We start from the raw sequence: 17676 nt of genomic DNA, 5'->3' as shown, positions 1-17676 counted from the left end.
TCCTGGACCAGCCGGGGGAGGGCGTGCCGCGCCTAGACCAGCCGCCACAGATGGTCCGCGGTGCCGTTGTCCTCGTACTGCACGACCTGAGCGCTGTTCGACGTCGACATGCCGTCCACCCCGAGGACCTTCCCGCTGTGGCGGTTGCGGAGCAGGAACCAGCCGTCACCCTTGTCGACCCGCTCCCAGCGCAGATGCGCGGCGCCGTCGTCGGTGTACTGCACGCAGCGGGCACTGTTGGCCGTCGAGGCGCCTTCGACACCGAGGGCCTTCCCGCTGTGCCCGTTGCGCACTGTGCAACTGCCCTCGCCGCGGTCGATGAGCTGCCACGCGTGGTCGCCCGTGCCGGAGTTGTCGAACTGCACCACGCGTCCGCCGTCGTCCAGGGACATGCCGTCGACCGCGAGGACCTTGCCGCTGTGCCGGTTCCCGATCCGGTGGTAGGCGGGCTCGGGTGACCAGGGGCGGCCGCCGGGGGCCGCGGTGGGGAAGGCGGTGACGCGCAGCCGTGCCGCGCCCATCGGGATGAGCGCCACCTCCTCCTGCGCGCCGGTGGCACGGGCCGGGCCGCGCTGGAGCGGGGCCACCACGTGTTCGGCGTCCGCGACCCACTCCTTCAGGCGCCGGGCGCGGCCCCGGATGCGTACCGGAGTGCCCGCCTGCGTGAAGGGGTCGTCGGTCAGCGGCCCTGGCTCAGCGCTGAAGGAGAGGTCCTGCTGCGGGTCGGGTGCGAGCGCGTAGTTCCAAGGAGTGGTGGCGCGCACCGCCAGGTGCGGGAAGGCGTCCGTTCCCGCATACCGCTCGTAGGACTCGCCGATGCGCAGGGAGTAGGTCAGGGGCCCGTGGTCGACGCTGACCGCTCCGTTCTTCCAGGTGCGTACGGTGGTGCGCTGCGGCAGCCGCAGCGTGACCCGGTCCCCGTTGCGCCAGGTCCGCTCGACCTCGGCGAAGGCCGGACCGTCCGGGGCCCGCAGCCGCGTGCCGTTGACGGAGAGGTGGGGCCGGTCGCACCAGCCGGGTATGCGCAGGCGCAGCGGGAAGCGCGCGGGCTCGGTCATGGCCAGGGTGAGGGTGATGGTCTCCTTGAAGGGGTAGTCGGTGTCCTCGGTGATGGTGACGGAGGTGCCGTCGCCGACTCTCGCGGTCACTCGGCACGGCGCGTACATCGCCGCCGCGAGACCCCGGTCCGGGGTGGCGAGCCACAGTTCCCCGGTGAAGTAGGGCCAGCCCATGCCGTAGTTGTGCGGACAGCACCGGTACTGGTCGACGCCGGGCTGGAACGCCTGCATCGCAAACCCGTTCTGGAACTGTCCCTCGGTCTTGCGACGGTTGTCGAGGCCGATGCTGTTGGCGCTGGTGATGTAGTGGACGCCCGACCCGGCGGGGTCCGTCGCGGCGGGCAGCAGGTTGAAGGCCAACTCCTCGCAGAGGTCGGCCCACACCGGGTCGCCGGTGATCCGGGTGAGGAGTTCATGGCTGGCCATGAACTCGACGATCCCGCAGGTCTCGAAGCCCTGCCGGGGGTCGCCGAAGCCGGGCCGGGCGTTCTCGTCGCCCGCGAAGCCGCCACCGGGGAACTGGCCGTACGTTCCGATCGCGGTCGCGTAGTTCCGGTACGCGGCCCGGGTGTGCGCGTCCTTTCCGGAGCGCAGCGCGTACTGGGCGGGCTCGCGGAAGCCCTGTGCCACATTGACGTTGTGCCAGTCGGCGATGCCCGCGGACCAGTCCACGCCATGGGTGTGCATCGTGTCGGCGAGGTCCAGGAGGAAGGGCTCCTCCGTGCGGTTGTAGAGCCAGAAGGCGACATCGAGGCCGTCGCCCCAACGCTTGGACACCCAACCGGAGTTGAAGGCGTCGGGGCCCTGGGCGTTCATGAAGCGCAGGAAGCGCGACATGAGCGGCACGATCCGCTCGTCGCCGGTGAGCTCCTCGTGCGAGCGGAGCGCTTGGAGGAGCGGCAGGTACGGCCAGAAGTCCGGGCCGCCGCGGTGCTGGGTGCGCAGTTTTCCGGGCCCGAAGAATCCGTCCGGCTCCTGGGTCGCGACGATCGCGTCGATCCATCTGCGGGCGGCCGCCAGGGCGGTGCGGTCCCCGGTGAGGGCGGCGAGATCCACGTATCCCCGCAGCCAGTAGGGCACCTCCTCCCACCCGTCCTTGTCCGGGTGCACCCAGCCGGATTCGTCGAAGACGAGGAAGTGCGAGACCTCCGCGTACCTTCCGAAAAGACCGCCGAGCAGGAGGTCCAGCTGCCCGCGCAACCAACCGCGAGCGGTGACGCTGCCCAGCGGCAGCCGCTGGAAGGCCGTGGGCGCAAGGGGCGCGAGGTTCGGGCCGTACAGGCCGCCGCGTGGCGCGGCGGCCGCTGGTGCGAGGCCGCCGGTCACGGCGCTTGTCCCGCCGGTCGCGCCGAGGGTGATCGCGCCGGAGCGCAGGAGGAAGTGCCGTCGCCCGAGCTGCGTCATGGCCGCTGTCCCGTCGTGGTCCGTGCTCGCTGGTGGGTGGCGTGCGTGGCGCTGTACGACGTGGAGAAGGCGGGGGACAGCCTCGCTGAGGCGGCCGCACCCGACCCTCTTGCAACGTTGGAAACGGGGGTCACCGGCATCTCAGCATCGAGTCTCGGCGTTGTCCAGAGGGAGGGCGGGCCCTCAGCTCATGCCCCGGCGGGTGCCCCCGTGTGTCGGGGGCACCCGCCGGGGCATGGTGGCCAGGTCAGCCGTAGCGGACGGAGACGACAGCCATGTCGGCGATGTTCACGTTGGCAGGTGCCGCGACGGTGAAGGCCACTGCTTCGGCGATGTCCTGCGCTGCCAGCGGGCGCAGGCTGTCGCGCATCTGCGTGAGGGCGGTGCGCATGTCCTCGTTGCTCATGTCGTTGCCGAGTTCGGTGGTGGTGACGGCGGGTTCGATGTTGTGCACGCGTACGTCGCGCGGTCCGAGTTCGGCCCGGAGGTTGCGGGTGAGCTGGGCGACCGCCGCCTTGGTGGCGCCGTAGACGGACCATTGGGGGTAGAGCATGTGGCCGGCGACCGAGCCGATGTGCACGAGGTCGGCGGGGCCGCTCGTGGCGGCGGTGATCAGATCGTCGATGAAGGCACGCCCTGTGTGGATCAGCCCGCGCACGTTCACGTCGAGCATGCGGTCCCACTCGCCGGTGTCGGCGGTCTCGAAGGGCGCACCGAGCATGGTGCCCGCGTTGGCCACGACCAGGTCCACGGGACCGAGCCCGGAGCGGACGGAGGTCGCCGCACGGTCGAGGGCCGCGGAGTCGGCCAGGTCCACGGCGATCGGGAGGACCTTGCCGAGGCCGGTTGAACGCAGTTCGTCGGCCAGGTCCTTGAGCCGGTTCTCGCGGCGGCCCATGAGGGCGACGTGGGCGCCGCCGAGGGCCAGTCGACGGGCGGTGGCGGCGCCGATGCCGCTGGTGGCACCGGTGATCACGGCGACCCGCCCGGCGAGGGAGGTGCCGGGCCAGGAGGAGGGGGCGGGACTGGTGGATACGGTCGTGGCCGAATGCGTGGAAGGAGTTGGCATGCCTCCACCTTCGACCGGACCGGCGGCCCCCACCAGGCAGTGCTTGGTCCGGTGGCCGCCCACCTGGGTGTGGCCCACCCCCTCTGCCGCCGAGAGCGGCACGAGTGCCACGGGCGCCGTCCGACAGCGGGCACCAGCCCTCGTCCGGGGCCAGTTGCGTATACGTAGATCGGAACGAGCATGGCCGCGCCGCGCATCCCAATGCCGGCCGATGCTTCGAAAACGCTCGCCTCGCTCCGCACGCAGCGCCTGGGGCGACTCGGAAGGTGACCGTCACGGCTTCTCCACGAGGAGGAGAAAGACGCACCACGTCGTCGTGCCGTCCGGGGTGACGCCCCATTTTCGTGCGAGGGCGTCGACCAGGAGCAGACCGCGCCCCGATTCCTCGTCGGTGCCGGACGTATTCATCTCGGCCGGATTCGGATTGCCGTCGGTGACTTCGATGAGCAGTTCGTTCCGGGAAATCGAAAGGCGCAGGTCGACATCTCCCTTTCCGTGTCGGACAGCGTTGGTGACCAACTCGGAGACGGCGAGCACGATGCTGTCGGCCAGTTGCCCGCACACACCGCACAAGGGCAGGAAGGCCGTGGTGATCCTGCGTGCGCCGCTGACGCAGGCCGGATCGGGTTCGAAGGCCGCCTCGAAGCCGTGCGTGATTTCCGGCAGTGGATTCGACGGGACCAATGCGGCGGCTGTGGCGGGGCTCATCGCAGGCTGATCGCTTTGTGCGGCGGCGGGCCGCTGCCGCTGCGGGCGCGTGACGCTCGTGAAGAGGGACCTGCGAATGGAGGAATTCATGGGGGGCCTCCCACTCAACGAAGGTCTTTCCCGGAGGAGCGAACCACGCCCCAGGCGCGCGAGGGCGACATTTCGAACGAATTCCGTTACGCAAGTAGTCACCCGTAGACGCTCCGCGGGTGCCGGGAGGGGGCGGTGCCCGCGGCCCGGCCCGTGCCGGGGTGTACCGCACCCAGGCGCCCTGCCGACCCCGCCGCCTAGCCTGACTCCATGCGCGTAAACCACCTGGGAGACTTCCTGCGGGCCTGCCGAGACGGGCTGCGGCCCGAGGACGTGGGCATGGCCAGTCACGGGCTCCGCAGAGTCGCCGGGCTGCGCCGCGAGGAGGTCGCCGTCCTCGCCGGTGTGAACGCCGACTACTACACACGCCTGGAACAAGGACGCGAGCGCCACCCCTCGGCCCAGGTGCTCGAAGCCCTCAGCGGCGCCCTGCGCCTGGACACGGATGCCCGGGCGCACCTGTACCGGCTGGCCGGCATCGCCTCGGGCGACCGGCCCTTGGCCCCCGCGGCCGAGACGGTCAGCCCGGCGCTGCGGCAACTGATGGACGGCTACACGCAAACGCCCACCGTCGTGCTCAGCCGGACACTGGACTTCCTCGCCGGCAACGCCTTGTGCGACGCGCTGTACGCCCCCTTCGAACCGGCCGACAATCTGGCCCGGATGGTCTTCGCGGACAGCGCGGCCCGGCAGTTCTTCGTGGCATGGGACCGGGTGGCCGAGGAGACCGTCGCCCATCTCCGGCTGGCGGTCGGCTTCGACCCGGACAGTCCGCGGCTGGGCGAGCTCGTGCGGTCCCTCAGCGAGCACAGCCCGGACTTCGCCCGACTCTGGAACGCGCACGCGGTGCGCGCCAAGACCCGGGACGACAAGAGGCTCCTGCATCCGCACGTCGGCCCGATCACCCTCACCTACCAGGTCTTCGAGGTGCGCGAGACCCCCGGCCAGCAGCTCGTCATCTACCACGCCGAACCGGGCAGCCCCAGCGCCGAGGCGCTGCACCTCCTCGGCTCCCTCCATGCCACACGGCGCGCGTCGGACCGCCCGGCGCCTCGACTGGGGCCGCGCGGCTGAGCCTGTGCTGCGTTCGCGCGACGTGTCACTTAGTGACATACTGTCGCTTCGGGGCATGCCTCCGAGGTGCCAGAGCGACTGAGGAGCGCAGTGTGGGCGGGATGAGCGATGTGCAGCGGGCACGGATCCGGCTGCAGATCTCCCGAGAGGCGGCGCGCCTGTTCTGGGACCAGGGCGTGGCCGCCACGAGCGGTGATCAGATCGCGGAAGCCGTGGGCGTGTCCACGCGCACCATCTGGCGGCACTTCCGCAACAAGGAGAGCTGCGCCGAGCCCGTCATCATGCAGGGCGTCGTCACGCTCCTGGGCGTACTGAGCGCCTGGCCCAAGGACAGGTTCCTGGAGGACCACCTCAAGGCGGAGCTGGCCCGGCTCGGAGTCGAGGAGCCGCCCGTTTCCTTCGCCGACGAGATGCTCGCCACCCAGATGATCTGGCTCGCCGACACCGAACCGGCGCTGCGCGCCTCCTGGCTGATGGCCTGCGACCAGACCGAGCGGGAGCTGGGCGTGATCATCGGCAACCGCCTCGGGCTCCCGCCCGATGACCTGGAGGTGCGCCAGCACGCGGCTGCGGCGGCAGCCGTCATCCGGATCCATGACGAGCACATCGGCGCCGCCATCGTCGCCGGTGCCGACGTCGCGGAGTACGCGGACGTGGAGGCCCTCTCGAAGCGCTATGCCCACGCCATCCGCACAGCGACCGGCGGAGCCATCGGCGACCCCGTCATCTGAGCCGGGGATCCGCATATCCAGCTTTTCCGCTTTCAGCGGCTGATGCTTTCCTGGAGATTCCTTGGCGAACTGTGCTGCAGATTCCGGCGGAGGCTCGGGCCAGGGGAGCGGCCGAGGTGTCCACCGGGCGTGCGGTGTCGCTCGCGCTGCCGATCGAGCCGACGCCGCTCATCAGCGGCCCCTTCGCCCCGGCCGGCCAGGAAGCGTCCCCCGTACAGCAGGTGATGCAGTACACGGGCTTCCCGCCGATCGCGACGGCCGAAGTGCTCACGGTCATCCCGCACCACCCCCGCTCCACACACATCGACGCCGTCGCCCACACGCCCCGGGCCGGACAGGTCTACCCCGGGCGGCCCCTGGACGAGTGCGTGTCGATGGTCGGTGTGCGGCACGGTTCCACGACGGCCTTCGCTGCCGGAGCGGTCACGCGCGGGGTGCTGCTCGACCTCGCCGTGGACGGGCCGCTGCCGCGTGGGTACGCGGTCGCCGCGGAGGACTTCGACGCCGCCGAGAAGCGGCAGGGCGTACGCCTGGAACCCGGTGACGCCCTCGTCGTGCGCTGCGGCTGGGACATGACCCCCGTCCCCGGGCGCCCCCTGCCCGGCATGAGTCTGGACGCGGTGCGGTGGATGCACCGGCGCGGAGTGTCCCTGTACGCCGGTGACATCGGCGACGCCCATCCCGCCCTGGACCCGGCCTGCCCCGCCCCGCTCCACGGCGTCGCCCTGCCGCTCCTCGGCCTGCCCCTGATCGACGCCGTGAACGTCGACGAACTCGCCGCCGTGTGTGCGGAGTCGGGGCGCCATTCCTTCCTGCTGACCGTGGCGCCGCCACACATCCACGGACTGACCGGAGTCCCCGTCAACCCCCTCGCCCTCTTCTGAAGAACGTCCTCCAGGTTCCGGAGCCGGGGAGCCACGGGGGCTCCGCGCTCCGCACTTTGTTTCTGCGCCAGACCGATGCCAGGAGTGAATTCCTCGCTCCGAAGGGGAAACCCGAAGCGTTCGCCTTGCGTGGGGTTGTAGGGCAGACTGATGTCACTAAGTGTCGTGATGGTCGAGGTAGTGCTGTGGCCGCAGGCATGCGATCTGACCGTACTTTCGCCGCCGTGAGCCGTCAGCAGCGCCGCGACCGCTTACAGGCCGCCGAACTGATCCCGATGCCAGCCCGCCCCTCCACCGCCCAGTCGACGACGCCGAGGCGGTAGTCCGCGCCGCCCCGTGGCCACAGCCGGCCGCACAGCACCGCAGAAGGCCGACCCGCGATGAACGACCCCGACCTGCACCCTCCAGCCCGCCCCGCACCGTGCGAGAGCCATCCGACCGGGCCGAACGCCGATCCATCCGCCGCGGCCGCGTCGAAGAAGGCGGATGACGGCGCCCTGGCCGACTCGGACCGGCCGTCTCCGGCCGGGCGGACGGTCGGGCAGCCAGGCCCCGGCTCCCGCTGGGACGACTCGCGGTCAAAGGAGAACAAGCACCCAGGTGTCAGGCGGAGGACCGTGCCGGTGGAGCTCGTGGCCCGACAGGACGAGCGCAGGGCCATCGACCAGATGGTGGCCGAAGCCGCGGCCGGACGCGGCGGGTCCCTGGTCGTGGCCGGTGAGGCGGGAATCGGCAAGTCGACGCTGATCGACGCGGCGACGGCGGCACTGGACGAGCACGCGGTGCTGCGTACCAGCGGCGCCGAATTCGAGCAGGACCTCCTCTACGCCGCTCTGTACCAGCTGTGCGCCCCCGTCCTCGATCGGCGCGGCAAGCTTCCCGCCGTGCAACGGGAAGCACTGGAGGCCGTGTTCGGACTCGGCGAGCAGACCTCCCCGGAGCCCTTGACGGTAGGACTCGCCGTGCTGGGGCTGCTGCACGAGGTCGCACGCAAGCGCCCGGTGTGTTGCGTGGTCGACGACGCCCAGTGGATCGACGACGCGTCCCGCCAAGTCCTGGTCTTCGTGGCCCGGCGCGTGGAAGCCGAGCGGATCGCGGTGGTGTTCGCCGCCCGCGACGCGGCCACGGTGCCAGGACTGGCGGCGCTGCCGCGGTTGCCCCTCGCGGGGCTGAGCCACGAGGACGCCCGCCGTCTACTGGGCACCGTGACGCGGTCCGGGCTCGATGCCGAACTCGTGGAGCGCATCCTGGCCGAGGCCGCCGGCAACCCGCTCGCGCTGCTGGAATTCGCGCACGACGACGGGCCGTTCGGGGTGCCCCGCGCACGCCCGTCGCTGCCCCGTGCCGGGACCGTGCTGGAAGCGCAGTTCGTCCACCGCTTCGAGCAACTGCCGCCCGACACCCGGTCGGTCGTGGTGCTCGCGGCGGCGGAGCCGGTCGGTGATCTCGCCCTGCTGCGACGGGCGGCGCGGCTCCTGAAGCTGGATCCTGAGGCTCTCTCCGTCGCGGAGGACGCGGGACTGCTGGAACTCGGCCCGCAGCTGCGCTTCCGGCACCCCCTCGTGCGCTCGGCGTTGTACACCTCGGCGACGCCGGGACTGCGTCGGCGTGTGCACGGCGCCCTTGCCGAGGCGACCGACCCCGCGACCGACCCCGACCGCCAGGTGTGGCACCGGGCCCACGCCGTCGTCGAGGCCGACGAGAACGTCGCTTCGGAGCTGGAGCGGTCCGCCGAAAGAGCACGCGTGCGGGGCGGATTCGCCGCGGCAGCGGCCTTCATGGAGCGGGCCGCGCAACTGACTCCCGGGACCGGACGCCAGTCCGGGCGGCTCATCGCGGCGGCACGGCTGCGACTCCAAGCCGGTTCACCCGCGACGGCCCGCACACTCGTCGCCCGGGCCGAGCTCCGACTGAAGGACCACCGGCGCACCCAGGCACGCCTGTTGCGCGCCAGGATCGACTTCCAGCTCGGCCACACCCCGCAGGCGACAGCCGCCCTCATCGACATCGCCGCACAACTGCCGCCGGACCAGGCCAGGGAGGTGTACCTGGAGGCATTCGCGTCGATCATGTACAACGACAACCAGCCTGGTCTGCTCAAGAATCTCGGCGCCGCCCTGCGCAAGCAGGACATGCCGCGCCACCCTGCTCGGCCCGTCGACCTGCTCCTGCAGGCCCTGATGGACCAGATCACGCTGCCTGTCGAGGAAGCGGTGCCCGCGATGCTCGGTGCGGTGACCGCGTGTCGCACCAGTACCGGCTCCTTCGCGGGCAGCCCCTGGCGAATGAACCTGGTCTGCCAGCTCATCCTCGACCTGCGCGACGACAAGGCCCTGCGGGAGGTGACCGATCGGCAGGTGGAGGCGGCCCGCAGCCAGGGATCCTTGTCCACGCTGCCGCAGGCACTGCGCTACCAGGCGCTCTCGCGCATCGCGGGAGGGAGCTTGACCGAAGCGGACGGCATCCTCACCGAAGCCCACGCGCTCGACGAAGCCGCAGGTACGGTGCGCGTCGTCGGAGTTGACCTGATCCTCGCCGCGTTCCGCGGCGACGCGTACCACTACAGCGAGGTCAAGAGGCTGATGGGCCGCGACGGGCAACCGTCCGAAACCGCCGGGGAGCAGTTCGCGCGGGCAGTCCTGCACAACGGCCTGGGCAACCACGAAGCCGCCCTGCAGGCAGCTCTCGCAGCTCAGAGTCGCCAACAGGCGGGCTCCTATGCGATCTGGGGCGTCTATCCCGAGCTCGTCGAGGCCGCCGTGCGGGTCGGGCGCCCCCAGGAAGCCGCAGCCGCGGTGCACCTGTTGGAGAGCCTGGCGCATGCCAACCCCGCCCCCTGGGCCGTCGCTGAATGCCTGCGGGCGAAAGCACTCGTCGGCCGGGATGAGAACCGCGATGCGCTGTACCGGGAAGCGGTCGACTACTTCGCGCGGACCGGTGCCCACATCTACCACGCGCGGGCACGGCTCGTGTACGGCGAATGGCTGGACAGCGAAGGCCGCCCCGGGGAGGCCCGTGTCGAACTGCGCGCCGCCCAGAAGATGTTGTCCGCCATGGGCGCCGACGCCTTCGCCGAGCGTGCGGCGAGGAGACTGCGGGCCGCCGGCGAAAGGCCGGGCCCGCAGGATTCAGCCGATGACCCGCTCGGTGTGCTCACCGCGAGGGAGCGCCTCATCGTGAACAAGGTGGCTGAGGGAGGGTCGTCCAGGGAAGTGGCGGCGGCGCTTTTCCTCAGTCCGCGTACGGTCGACACGCACCTGCACAATGCTTACCGAAAGCTGGGGATCTCCTCGCGCCAGCAGCTCCGCAAGTGGTCGAGCTGAGCGTTTTCCATGGATGGATGGGTGGGTGGGTGCGATGGACCCTCCCGGGAACTCGCCCGCTGTCCTAGCGTCGAGTCATGAACGATGAAGAATTGATCGCGGATCTGCACGGCCGATGGGTGTTCGGATGGGAGCGCAACGACGGGGACGCCCTGTTCGACTTCCGGCGCACCTTCGGCGAGTTCTACGACTTCAGCTCTCCGGACGTCCGTCTCTACGACGACTTCGACCCCGAGCAGCGGGTGGCGACGACAGCCGTCGGGTACGGGGCGATCTGGGAGCCCGCATTCCAGAAGATGGTCTCCGCGCACCATGCCGTCGACGACGGCCCGCACGTCGTCGTCGGCCACGATCTGGCCGCGTCCACCCTGATATTCGTCGCGCGCGTCACCATGCCTGACGGCACCACCGACATCCGCACCACGACCTCGCTGGTCTGGCGCCGAACACCGGAGGGCTGGCGAATCGTCCGCGAACACAACTCGAGCAAGAAGCTGCCCGCAGGATCCCTCGCCCACGTGCTGCGGGAACCCGAGGTCCGCTGACCCGAGCGTCAGCTCGGGCTCAGAAGCAGAATGTCTCTCCGTGGGCGGCCAGGAGTTCGCCCCACCGGCGGCGCGGGCGCGCGCCGACTCAGATGTAGCCGGCGCGCAGTGCGTAAGCCACCGCGTGGGAGCGGTTGCGCAGTTGGAGGCGGGAGGTCAGGTGCTGGAGGATGTACTTCACCGCTCGTTCCGAGTAGGCGAGCTTCGCCGCGATCTCCCCGGTGTCGAGTCCCTCCGAGACCAGCCGGAGGACGTCGATCTCCCGTGGTGTCATCCCGATCGGTGTGAGTTCCGCCGAACCGGACGCCTGGCCCTTCCGGCGCCCCAGGCAGGCGACGAGGGTGCCCACCAGGTCGGAGGGCACGTTGGTTTCGCCCTGGTGGGCTGCTCGTATGGCCCGCAGCAGCCGTGTCGACGTGGCGGCTCGGCGCCACACGATCGAGGTGACTCCGCAGCCGACGACGCCGAGTACGTCGGCCTCCCGCATCCGGTCCACCACCAGGACCACACGGGCACGGGCATCGATGAGGGCGCTCAGACTCTGGAGGGTGGTCCGGTCGACGGTCGAGGCGAGAAACAGGGCGACGTGCCCGTGGTCCTGCCGGGAATGGCCGACCAGCGTGATCTCCGCGTGCGCACGGAGCTGACTCACCACTCCCGCCCGGGAGATGGGGTCCGGCGCGTGAATGGCTACCGACACCCGCCGGGTGGCAGGAACGTATTTGTCGGTCTGCTGCACAGGCTGAGGCCTCCGACTTCCACGATGCTCCGGAGGTTCGGTGGCGGACACGCAGGCTGTCCTGCCCACTCCTCCTTGACGGCTCTCTGACCGGTCGGCTCCGACGGGGGAGCCATGCTCAAGGTAGGGCGCGCATCAGCCCCGCACTTCCGTAGTGCCTACGTATGCGGACGTTTACGCATTCGGACAGAGCAGGCATGCGGCACAGCTACGTAGCGCAATTGGCTGCCTCAGGCTACTAGGCGGCCCGGTCGGTGCGTTCCCGGTACAGCCCGCCGCCGACGTCGACCTCGCGGCATGTCACTTTCGAGCAGCAACCCAAAGTTGGTGCTGTTTTCCTGCAACTTTCATCCATCTCCGCATGCGAGACGCACGATGTTCGCGTTCGCCGCCATGGCCGACCCGCACCACGGGTGCACGACCGCTGCTCAGCGCCGGAACCGCGTGGTCGGCGGGCACGACCATGCCGGAGTTCTCCCCCACCCGCAGGAAGGCAAGGAGACATGATGTCTCGACCACATCCCGTACGACCAGGCCGCCGCACCACCGCCTTGGCGCTCAGCATCGCCACGGTGCTCGGGCTTGCGAGTACCACGAACGCCACTCCACTCCCCGGCGCACCGCCCGCGAAGCGCCCGATTCCCGTGCCCACCATCGACTGGACGTCCTGCGACAAGCCGGAGTTGGCCGACTTCCAGTGCGCGACCACCGAAGTCCCCACCGACTACGACAAGCCGCACGGTGCGACCACCACCATCGCCCTCACCAGACTGCCGGCGACCGATCCCCACCAGCGCATCGGCTCGCTGTTCACCAACCCCGGCGGCCCGGGCGGCTCCGGTGTCGAGTTCGTGCAGGGCGCCGGCAAGACCGCGTACGACCCCAGCGTGCGTGCGCACTTCGACATCATCGGTTTCGATCCGCGGGGTGTCGCGGGGTCGGATCCGGTCACGTGTTTCGCGAATGCCAAGGACGAAGCTGCCGCCATGGACAAGCTCCCGGCGTTTCCGGTGACGCCGAAGCAGGAGAAGCAGTACCTCCGTGAGCTGCCGAAGATTCCGCAAGGATGCCTGCAGCGTTCACGCGAGCGTATCCAGCACGCGTCGACGGCGAATGTCGCACGGGACATGGACCTGCTCCGTCAGGCGGTCGGCGACAAGAAGCTCACCTACGCCGGGTATTCGTACGGCACCTTCCTGGGCGCGACGTACGCCAAGCTCTTCCCCCGCAACGTCCGCGCGCTGATGCTGGACGGCACCGTCGAGCCGGAGAACCGCACCGGGAAGAAGGGGGACCGCTCGGTGGTGACCCGGTCCGGTCAGGGCTGGGCGACCAGCCGCGCCTTCAACGAGTTCCTCCGGCTGTGCGGGAAAGCGGGTCCGGAGCGGTGCGCGCTGGCCAAGCTGGGCGATCCGCGCCAGGTCACGGAGCGGATGCTGCAGAACCTCAAGTCGCATCCGGTGACGATCGACCCGCCGGACGGGCCGCCGATCGAGGTCACGTACCCCTACGCGGTCAAGACGCTCTTCGAGGCCATGTCCACACCGCGGACCTGGACCATCCTCGCTCAGACGCTCGCGACCGTGGCCACCACCGGCAAGGTCGACCACCGGCCCGCGCCCAAGGTGACCAAGTACCTGCGCGGAAAGGGTGGTGAGGACTACGCGTCGATCGGGGGGACCCTGGCGAACCTGTGCGTCGACACCCGCAACGGGGTCCGGCCGGAGGACTTCCCGGCGGAGGCCGCAGCGGAGGACGCCAAGGGCCCGCACTTCGGGCGCTACCGCGCCTGGCAGGGCCTGTCCTGCATGGTGATCCACAACGAGGACGACGACGTCTACATGGGCGGCTGGAAGCAGACCGTCGACGTGCCGGTGATGGTGGTCGGCACCCGCTTCGACCCGGCGACGCCGTACGAGTTCACCAGGCCCTTCGCCGACCACTTCCCCGACGCGCGGGTGGCGACCCTGGAAGGCTGGGGGCACGCGGGCACCCTGCTGCAGAGCACGTGCATGAACGTGCTGGCCGCGCGCTACCTGGTGGAGCTGAAGGCGACCGACGGCGCGAGCTGTCGGCCGGACGCCGAGCCGTTCGCCGCTGCTCCGGGGGCGACACGACGGTGACGCCGACATCGGACGGATGCGTGACCGCGTCCTGAGCACCACCGTCCCGGAGCGGCGCCGCCGCTGACAGAGGCCCGGTACCCCTGCGCTTGATCGCCCGCGCAGGGATACCGGGCCTCACTCGGTTCCACCGCTCTTTCGTCAAGGGCCGACGGCGGGCAGGGCGAGCGGAACGTACCCGGTGGCGCGGCCGTGGGCGTCGAGGAGCCAGCCCATGCGTTTGGGCGTGTGCAGGGCTATGGTGCGGTCGCCCACTGCGAGGTGGGGGAATCGCTCGGCGAGGAGAGCTTCGAACGGGCTGATGCCGCCCAGGTCGTGGAGCCAGACCATGACGAGGAGGTTGTGGGGGCCGCTGATGGAGACGGACAGGCGGACCTGCTCCATGCGCGCCAGGGCGGCGCCGGTGTGTTCGAGGCGCTGGTGGGGGACGCTCGCGCGATAGAGGGCCACCGCGCGGTAACCGGCCAGCGGATGCGCGAGGTCGCAGCGCAGGGTGATCTCGTGGTCGCGGAGCATCCGCAGCAGGCGCCGTCGGGCGGCGTACTCGCTGACGCCGATGGCCGCGCCGAGTTCCTTGTAGCTCATGCGCCCGTCGTTGCCGAGCGCGGTGCGCAGGGCATGGTCGTGCGGCGTGTCCCGGGTGCGGGTGTGGATGCCGTACGTGTCGCGGCTGCCGGTGCCGCTTTCCGGCAGCAGGGCGCGGCTGGCCGGGGGGATGGCGTGGGTACGCCAGTCGCCGCCCTCGCTGAAGACGCTCAGGCCGAGGTGCGTGCGCGTGGAGCGGACGCCGCGCAGGCCGCCGATGGTGCCGTGCACGGCCCGGCCCAGGGAGTGGAGGTCGGCGGCGACGACGGAGAGGAACAGGTCGTAGTCGCCCGTCATCTGTTCGACGCTGATCACCCAGGGCAGCTGGGTGAGCGTGTCGCTGACGGCGTCGAACCGCCGTGGGCCGCAGTGGACGTCGACGAAGGCGACGGTGGCCGTGCGCGGTGTCTCATGGGCGGTGACCCAGGCCAGGCCCTGCGAGCGCAGCCGGTCCCAGTGCCGGGCGGCCGTGGTGGCGTCGACGCCCAGGGCCCGGCCGAGCTGGGCCCAGGTGGCGCGGGGCGCGGACTGCAGGGCGTCGACCAGTGCGAGGTCCAGTTCGGAGAAGCCGGTGTCGCTTTCCTGCGTGAATTCGTGACGGGCGCTGTTTTCCTGCAAATTTCCGGCCCTTCCGCATGCGAGTCGGACGATATGGGGGTTCCCCACCGAGGCCGAGTATCGGCCACTGCAGGTTAAGGAGTGGCAGGTGCCCCTACCGCGTTCCCACGCCAGTGGATCGGTCCCGCTGAGCGGGCCGGCCCGCACCACAGTGATGTTGCTGTTCGCGGCCTGGTTCATCGACTACGCGGACCGGCTCGTGATCAATTTCGTACTGCCGTCGATCGGCGACGAGTTCGATCTCAGCCACAGCCAGCAGGGTCTTGTCGTCTCCGTGTTCTTCCTGGCCTATGCCGTCTGCCAGATTCCCGGCGGCGTCCTCGCCGACCGGATCGGCGGCCGCCGGATGGTCCTCTGGGCGCTCGGCGCATGGACCGTGTGCACCGCCCTGACCGGGCTTGCCTGGTCGTTCGCCGCGCTGCTCGTGCTGCGGGTGCTGTTCGGCCTGGCGCAGGGCGTGTTCCCGCCCGCTGCCACCAAGGTCCTGGTCGAGCGGTCGCAGCCGCAGGAGCGGATGCGGGCCAATGGCCTGATCCTCAGCTCCAACTCGCTCGCGGCGGTGTTCACACCGCTGGCCGTGGCACCGCTGGTCGCCGCCTTCGGCTGGCGTTCGGCGTACCTCTCCATCGCCGCGCTGGGCGTGTTCGTCTACGTGGCGCTGCGGCTGCGCCTGCCGTCGCCCCTGCCCGACCGGCGGAGCCTGCCCTCCGCCACCCCCGGAGCCGACACGAAGGCCCTCCTGAAGTGGGGTGTGCTGTGGCGGTTCGCCGCGATGATGTTCGGCTACAGCCTGATCATCTGGGGTCTCAGCTCCTGGGTGCCGACGTACCTGAAGGACGAACACGGGGTCGATCTGCACGCGGCAGGCGCGCTGATGGCGATCCCCGGCCTGGCCGCGGCACTGGCCACGGTGGTCGGCGGCCGGTGGGTGGACGGGACCGGCGGTCGGCACCGGAGGATCGTGGTCCCCGCGATGGGCGTGGCCGCCGTGGCGCTGCCGGTCATGGCGAACGCCGCCAGCGTCGCCCTGTTCGTCGCACTCGCCACCGTGGCGGTGTTCGCCGCGGCGCTCTGCTACATGCCGATCATGGCGGTGCCGATCCGGAGCCTGTCGCCCGCGCACATCGGGGTGGCCAGCGGAATCCTCGTCTTCGGCGGTCAGCTCGCGGGCATCGTCGCGCCCACCGTGATGGGCGTGCTCGCCGACGCCTTCTCCTTCCACGTGGCCTTCACCTTCCTCGCGCTCGGCCCGGTGATCGCCATGGTCATGGCCTGCCTGACACCGCAGGACACCGAGACCTTCCTCGCCGGTGCGGACGACCGCGTCCGCACCGCGGCACCGGCCCCCGACCGCACGAACGAAAAGGAGCCGGCATGACGTCCGCCGCCCGCCTCTTGTGCCCTGCCGACACAGCCGCGTTCGGAGGGGACGCGGCATGAGCGAGCTGATCATCCAGAACGCCGCCCTCCTCGACCTGGAGTCGGGCGAGACCGTGCCCGCGTCCTCGGTCCGCGTCTCGGGCGACCGCATCGTGGAAGTGGCGCCCGGAAGCCGGATCACCGGCGCCGCTCCGGTTCTTGACGCGGCCGGCCGGACCCTGATGCCCGGGCTGATCGACGCCCATGTGCACGCCGCCGTCACCACCCTGGACATGCCGGCCATGGCGCGGCGGACCGCCTCGCACATCGGCATCGAGGCCGCCGGGCTCCTGGAGGCCATGCTGCGGCGGGGGTTCACGACCGTACGCGACGCCGGCGGCCTGGACCGCGGCGTCACCGAGGCCCTCGACGCCGGGCTGATCAAGGGCCCGCGGGTGTTCCGGTCCGGCCGCGTCATCAGCCAGACCGGCGGTCACGGAGACTTCGACCCGGTCGGCCGGGGCGATCCGCACCTGTGTGCCTGCCACATCAGCAGCAACTGGTTCGCCCACGTCGCCGACGGGCCCGACGCCGTGCGCCGCGCGGTCCGCGAGGAACTCAAGAACGGCGCCCACCAGATCAAGATCATGGCGAGCGGCGGGATCTCTTCGCCGACCGACCCTCTCGACACGGTGCAGTACACGCGCGACGAGATACGGGCCGCCACGTCCGAGGCCGCAGCGCGCGGCACGTACGTCCTGGCCCACGCCTTCGCGCCGGAGGCGATCGTGCAGGCCGTGACCGCCGGCGTGAAGTCGGTCGAGCACGGCGTCTTCCTCGACACCGCGTCCGCCCGCGTCATGGCCGAGCACAGCGCCTTCCTCGTCCCCACGCTGGTGGTCCTGGAACAGCTCGCCGAGATCGGCCGCCGGTGGGGTTACCCGGCACCGAGCCTCGACAAGCTCCAGGCCGTGCTGAGCGCCGGGACGAACGCCATCGAGATCGCCCTGGACGCCGGCGTACGGGTGGGCTTCGGCACCGACCTGCTCGGCGAGTCGCACCCGGCGCAGGGCCGCGAGCTGCTGCTGCGGGCGCGGGTGCAGTCCCCGCTCGATGTCCTGCGGTCGGCCACCGCGGTGAACGCCGATCTCCTCGGCCGCTCCGGCGAGTTGGGAGCGGTGGCGCCCGGCGCCCTCGCCGACCTCCTGCTGGTGTCCGGCAACCCGCTCCAGGACCTGTCGCCGCTGGCCGACTCCGGTGCCGGGATCGACCTCGTCATGCGGGGCGGGGAGGTCGTCCGCAGTGAGTTGTCCTAGCGAAACCGGCTGGAGGCGGGCACCTGCCCCGTGGCCTCAGCGGGCAGCGG

13 protein-coding genes are annotated in these 17676 nt (G+C 70.7%); 8 read left to right on the top strand and 5 right to left on the bottom strand.

What is annotated here, in order from left to right; translation table 11 throughout:
• Positions 1-32: 32 nt before the first annotated feature.
• From IE274_RS29070 to IE274_RS29060, 3 genes are all read right to left on the bottom strand, one after another.
• Positions 33-2462 (bottom strand): RICIN domain-containing protein, encoded by a 2430-nt coding sequence (locus tag IE274_RS29070; protein WP_190118874.1) that lies wholly within the window; start codon positions 2460-2462, stop codon positions 33-35.
• Between the two features lie 247 nt (positions 2463-2709).
• A complete protein-coding gene (locus IE274_RS29065; protein WP_190118873.1) occupies positions 2710-3531 on the bottom strand; it encodes an SDR family oxidoreductase in 822 nt (273 codons plus the stop codon).
• A gap of 273 nt (positions 3532-3804) precedes the next feature.
• On the bottom strand, positions 3805-4329 hold the full coding sequence (locus IE274_RS29060) for an ATP-binding protein (RefSeq protein WP_307822158.1): 525 nt from the start codon (positions 4327-4329) through the stop codon (positions 3805-3807).
• Positions 4330-4539: 210 nt separating this feature from the next.
• Here IE274_RS29060 and IE274_RS29055 point away from each other — a divergent pair, with 210 nt between their 5' ends.
• From IE274_RS29055 to IE274_RS29035, 5 genes are all read left to right on the top strand, one after another.
• A complete protein-coding gene (locus IE274_RS29055; RefSeq protein ID WP_190118872.1) occupies positions 4540-5403 on the top strand; it encodes a helix-turn-helix domain-containing protein in 864 nt (287 codons plus the stop codon).
• Positions 5404-5504: 101 nt separating this feature from the next.
• Positions 5505-6134: a TetR/AcrR family transcriptional regulator gene (locus IE274_RS29050; RefSeq protein ID WP_190118871.1), complete on the top strand. Its 630-nt coding sequence runs from the start codon at positions 5505-5507 to the stop codon at positions 6132-6134.
• Between the two features lie 116 nt (positions 6135-6250).
• Positions 6251-7018, top strand: coding sequence for a cyclase family protein (locus tag IE274_RS29045; protein WP_229909875.1), 768 nt, complete (start codon positions 6251-6253; stop codon positions 7016-7018).
• A 623-nt stretch (positions 7019-7641) separates the two neighbouring features.
• Positions 7642-10341, top strand: coding sequence for an AAA family ATPase (locus IE274_RS29040; protein ID WP_190118870.1), 2700 nt, complete (start codon positions 7642-7644; stop codon positions 10339-10341).
• A gap of 77 nt (positions 10342-10418) precedes the next feature.
• Positions 10419-10886, top strand: coding sequence for a YybH family protein (locus IE274_RS29035; protein WP_190118869.1), 468 nt, complete (start codon positions 10419-10421; stop codon positions 10884-10886).
• A gap of 88 nt (positions 10887-10974) precedes the next feature.
• Here IE274_RS29035 and IE274_RS29030 read toward each other — a convergent pair whose 3' ends face one another.
• On the bottom strand, positions 10975-11538 hold the full coding sequence (locus IE274_RS29030; protein WP_229909874.1) for a helix-turn-helix transcriptional regulator: 564 nt from the start codon (positions 11536-11538) through the stop codon (positions 10975-10977).
• 590 nt (positions 11539-12128) lie between these two features.
• Between IE274_RS29030 and IE274_RS29025 the strand changes: the two genes are divergently transcribed.
• On the top strand, positions 12129-13748 hold the full coding sequence (locus IE274_RS29025; RefSeq protein ID WP_190118867.1) for an alpha/beta fold hydrolase: 1620 nt from the start codon (positions 12129-12131) through the stop codon (positions 13746-13748).
• Between the two features lie 141 nt (positions 13749-13889).
• Here IE274_RS29025 and IE274_RS29020 read toward each other — a convergent pair whose 3' ends face one another.
• Positions 13890-14951, bottom strand: a complete 1062-nt coding sequence (locus IE274_RS29020; RefSeq protein ID WP_229909873.1) for an Lrp/AsnC family transcriptional regulator — start codon at positions 14949-14951, stop codon at positions 13890-13892.
• Between the two features lie 88 nt (positions 14952-15039).
• Between IE274_RS29020 and IE274_RS29015 the strand changes: the two genes are divergently transcribed.
• Positions 15040-16329 carry an MFS transporter gene (locus tag IE274_RS29015; RefSeq protein ID WP_229909872.1) on the top strand — a complete coding sequence of 430 codons (1290 nt, stop codon included), beginning with the start codon at positions 15040-15042 and terminating at the stop codon, positions 16327-16329.
• A 58-nt stretch (positions 16330-16387) separates the two neighbouring features.
• Positions 16388-17626 carry a metal-dependent hydrolase family protein gene (locus tag IE274_RS29010; protein WP_190118864.1) on the top strand — a complete coding sequence of 413 codons (1239 nt, stop codon included), beginning with the start codon at positions 16388-16390 and terminating at the stop codon, positions 17624-17626.
• Positions 17627-17676 lie beyond the last annotated feature (50 nt).

The sequence above is a fragment of the Streptomyces flavofungini genome (assembly GCF_014650815.1).
GTDB lineage: Bacteria > Actinomycetota > Actinomycetes > Streptomycetales > Streptomycetaceae > Streptomyces > Streptomyces flavofungini.
Note: the sequence above shows the minus strand (reverse complement) of the source record. Positions and strands in the feature narration are given on the sequence as shown.

Coding starts and splice junctions, on each gene's coding strand:
- IE274_RS29070 (WP_190118874.1), bottom strand. CDS start 2,462: ATGACGCAGCTCGGGCGACGGCACTTCCTCCTGCGCTCCGGCGCGATC.
- IE274_RS29065 (WP_190118873.1), bottom strand. CDS start 3,531: ATGCCAACTCCTTCCACGCATTCGGCCACGACCGTATCCACCAGTCCC.
- IE274_RS29060 (WP_307822158.1), bottom strand. CDS start 4,329: ATGAATTCCTCCATTCGCAGGTCCCTCTTCACGAGCGTCACGCGCCCG.
- IE274_RS29055 (WP_190118872.1), top strand. CDS start 4,540: ATGCGCGTAAACCACCTGGGAGACTTCCTGCGGGCCTGCCGAGACGGG.
- IE274_RS29050 (WP_190118871.1), top strand. CDS start 5,505: ATGAGCGATGTGCAGCGGGCACGGATCCGGCTGCAGATCTCCCGAGAG.
- IE274_RS29035 (WP_190118869.1), top strand. CDS start 10,419: ATGAACGATGAAGAATTGATCGCGGATCTGCACGGCCGATGGGTGTTC.
- IE274_RS29025 (WP_190118867.1), top strand. CDS start 12,129: ATGATGTCTCGACCACATCCCGTACGACCAGGCCGCCGCACCACCGCC.
- IE274_RS29010 (WP_190118864.1), top strand. CDS start 16,388: ATGAGCGAGCTGATCATCCAGAACGCCGCCCTCCTCGACCTGGAGTCG.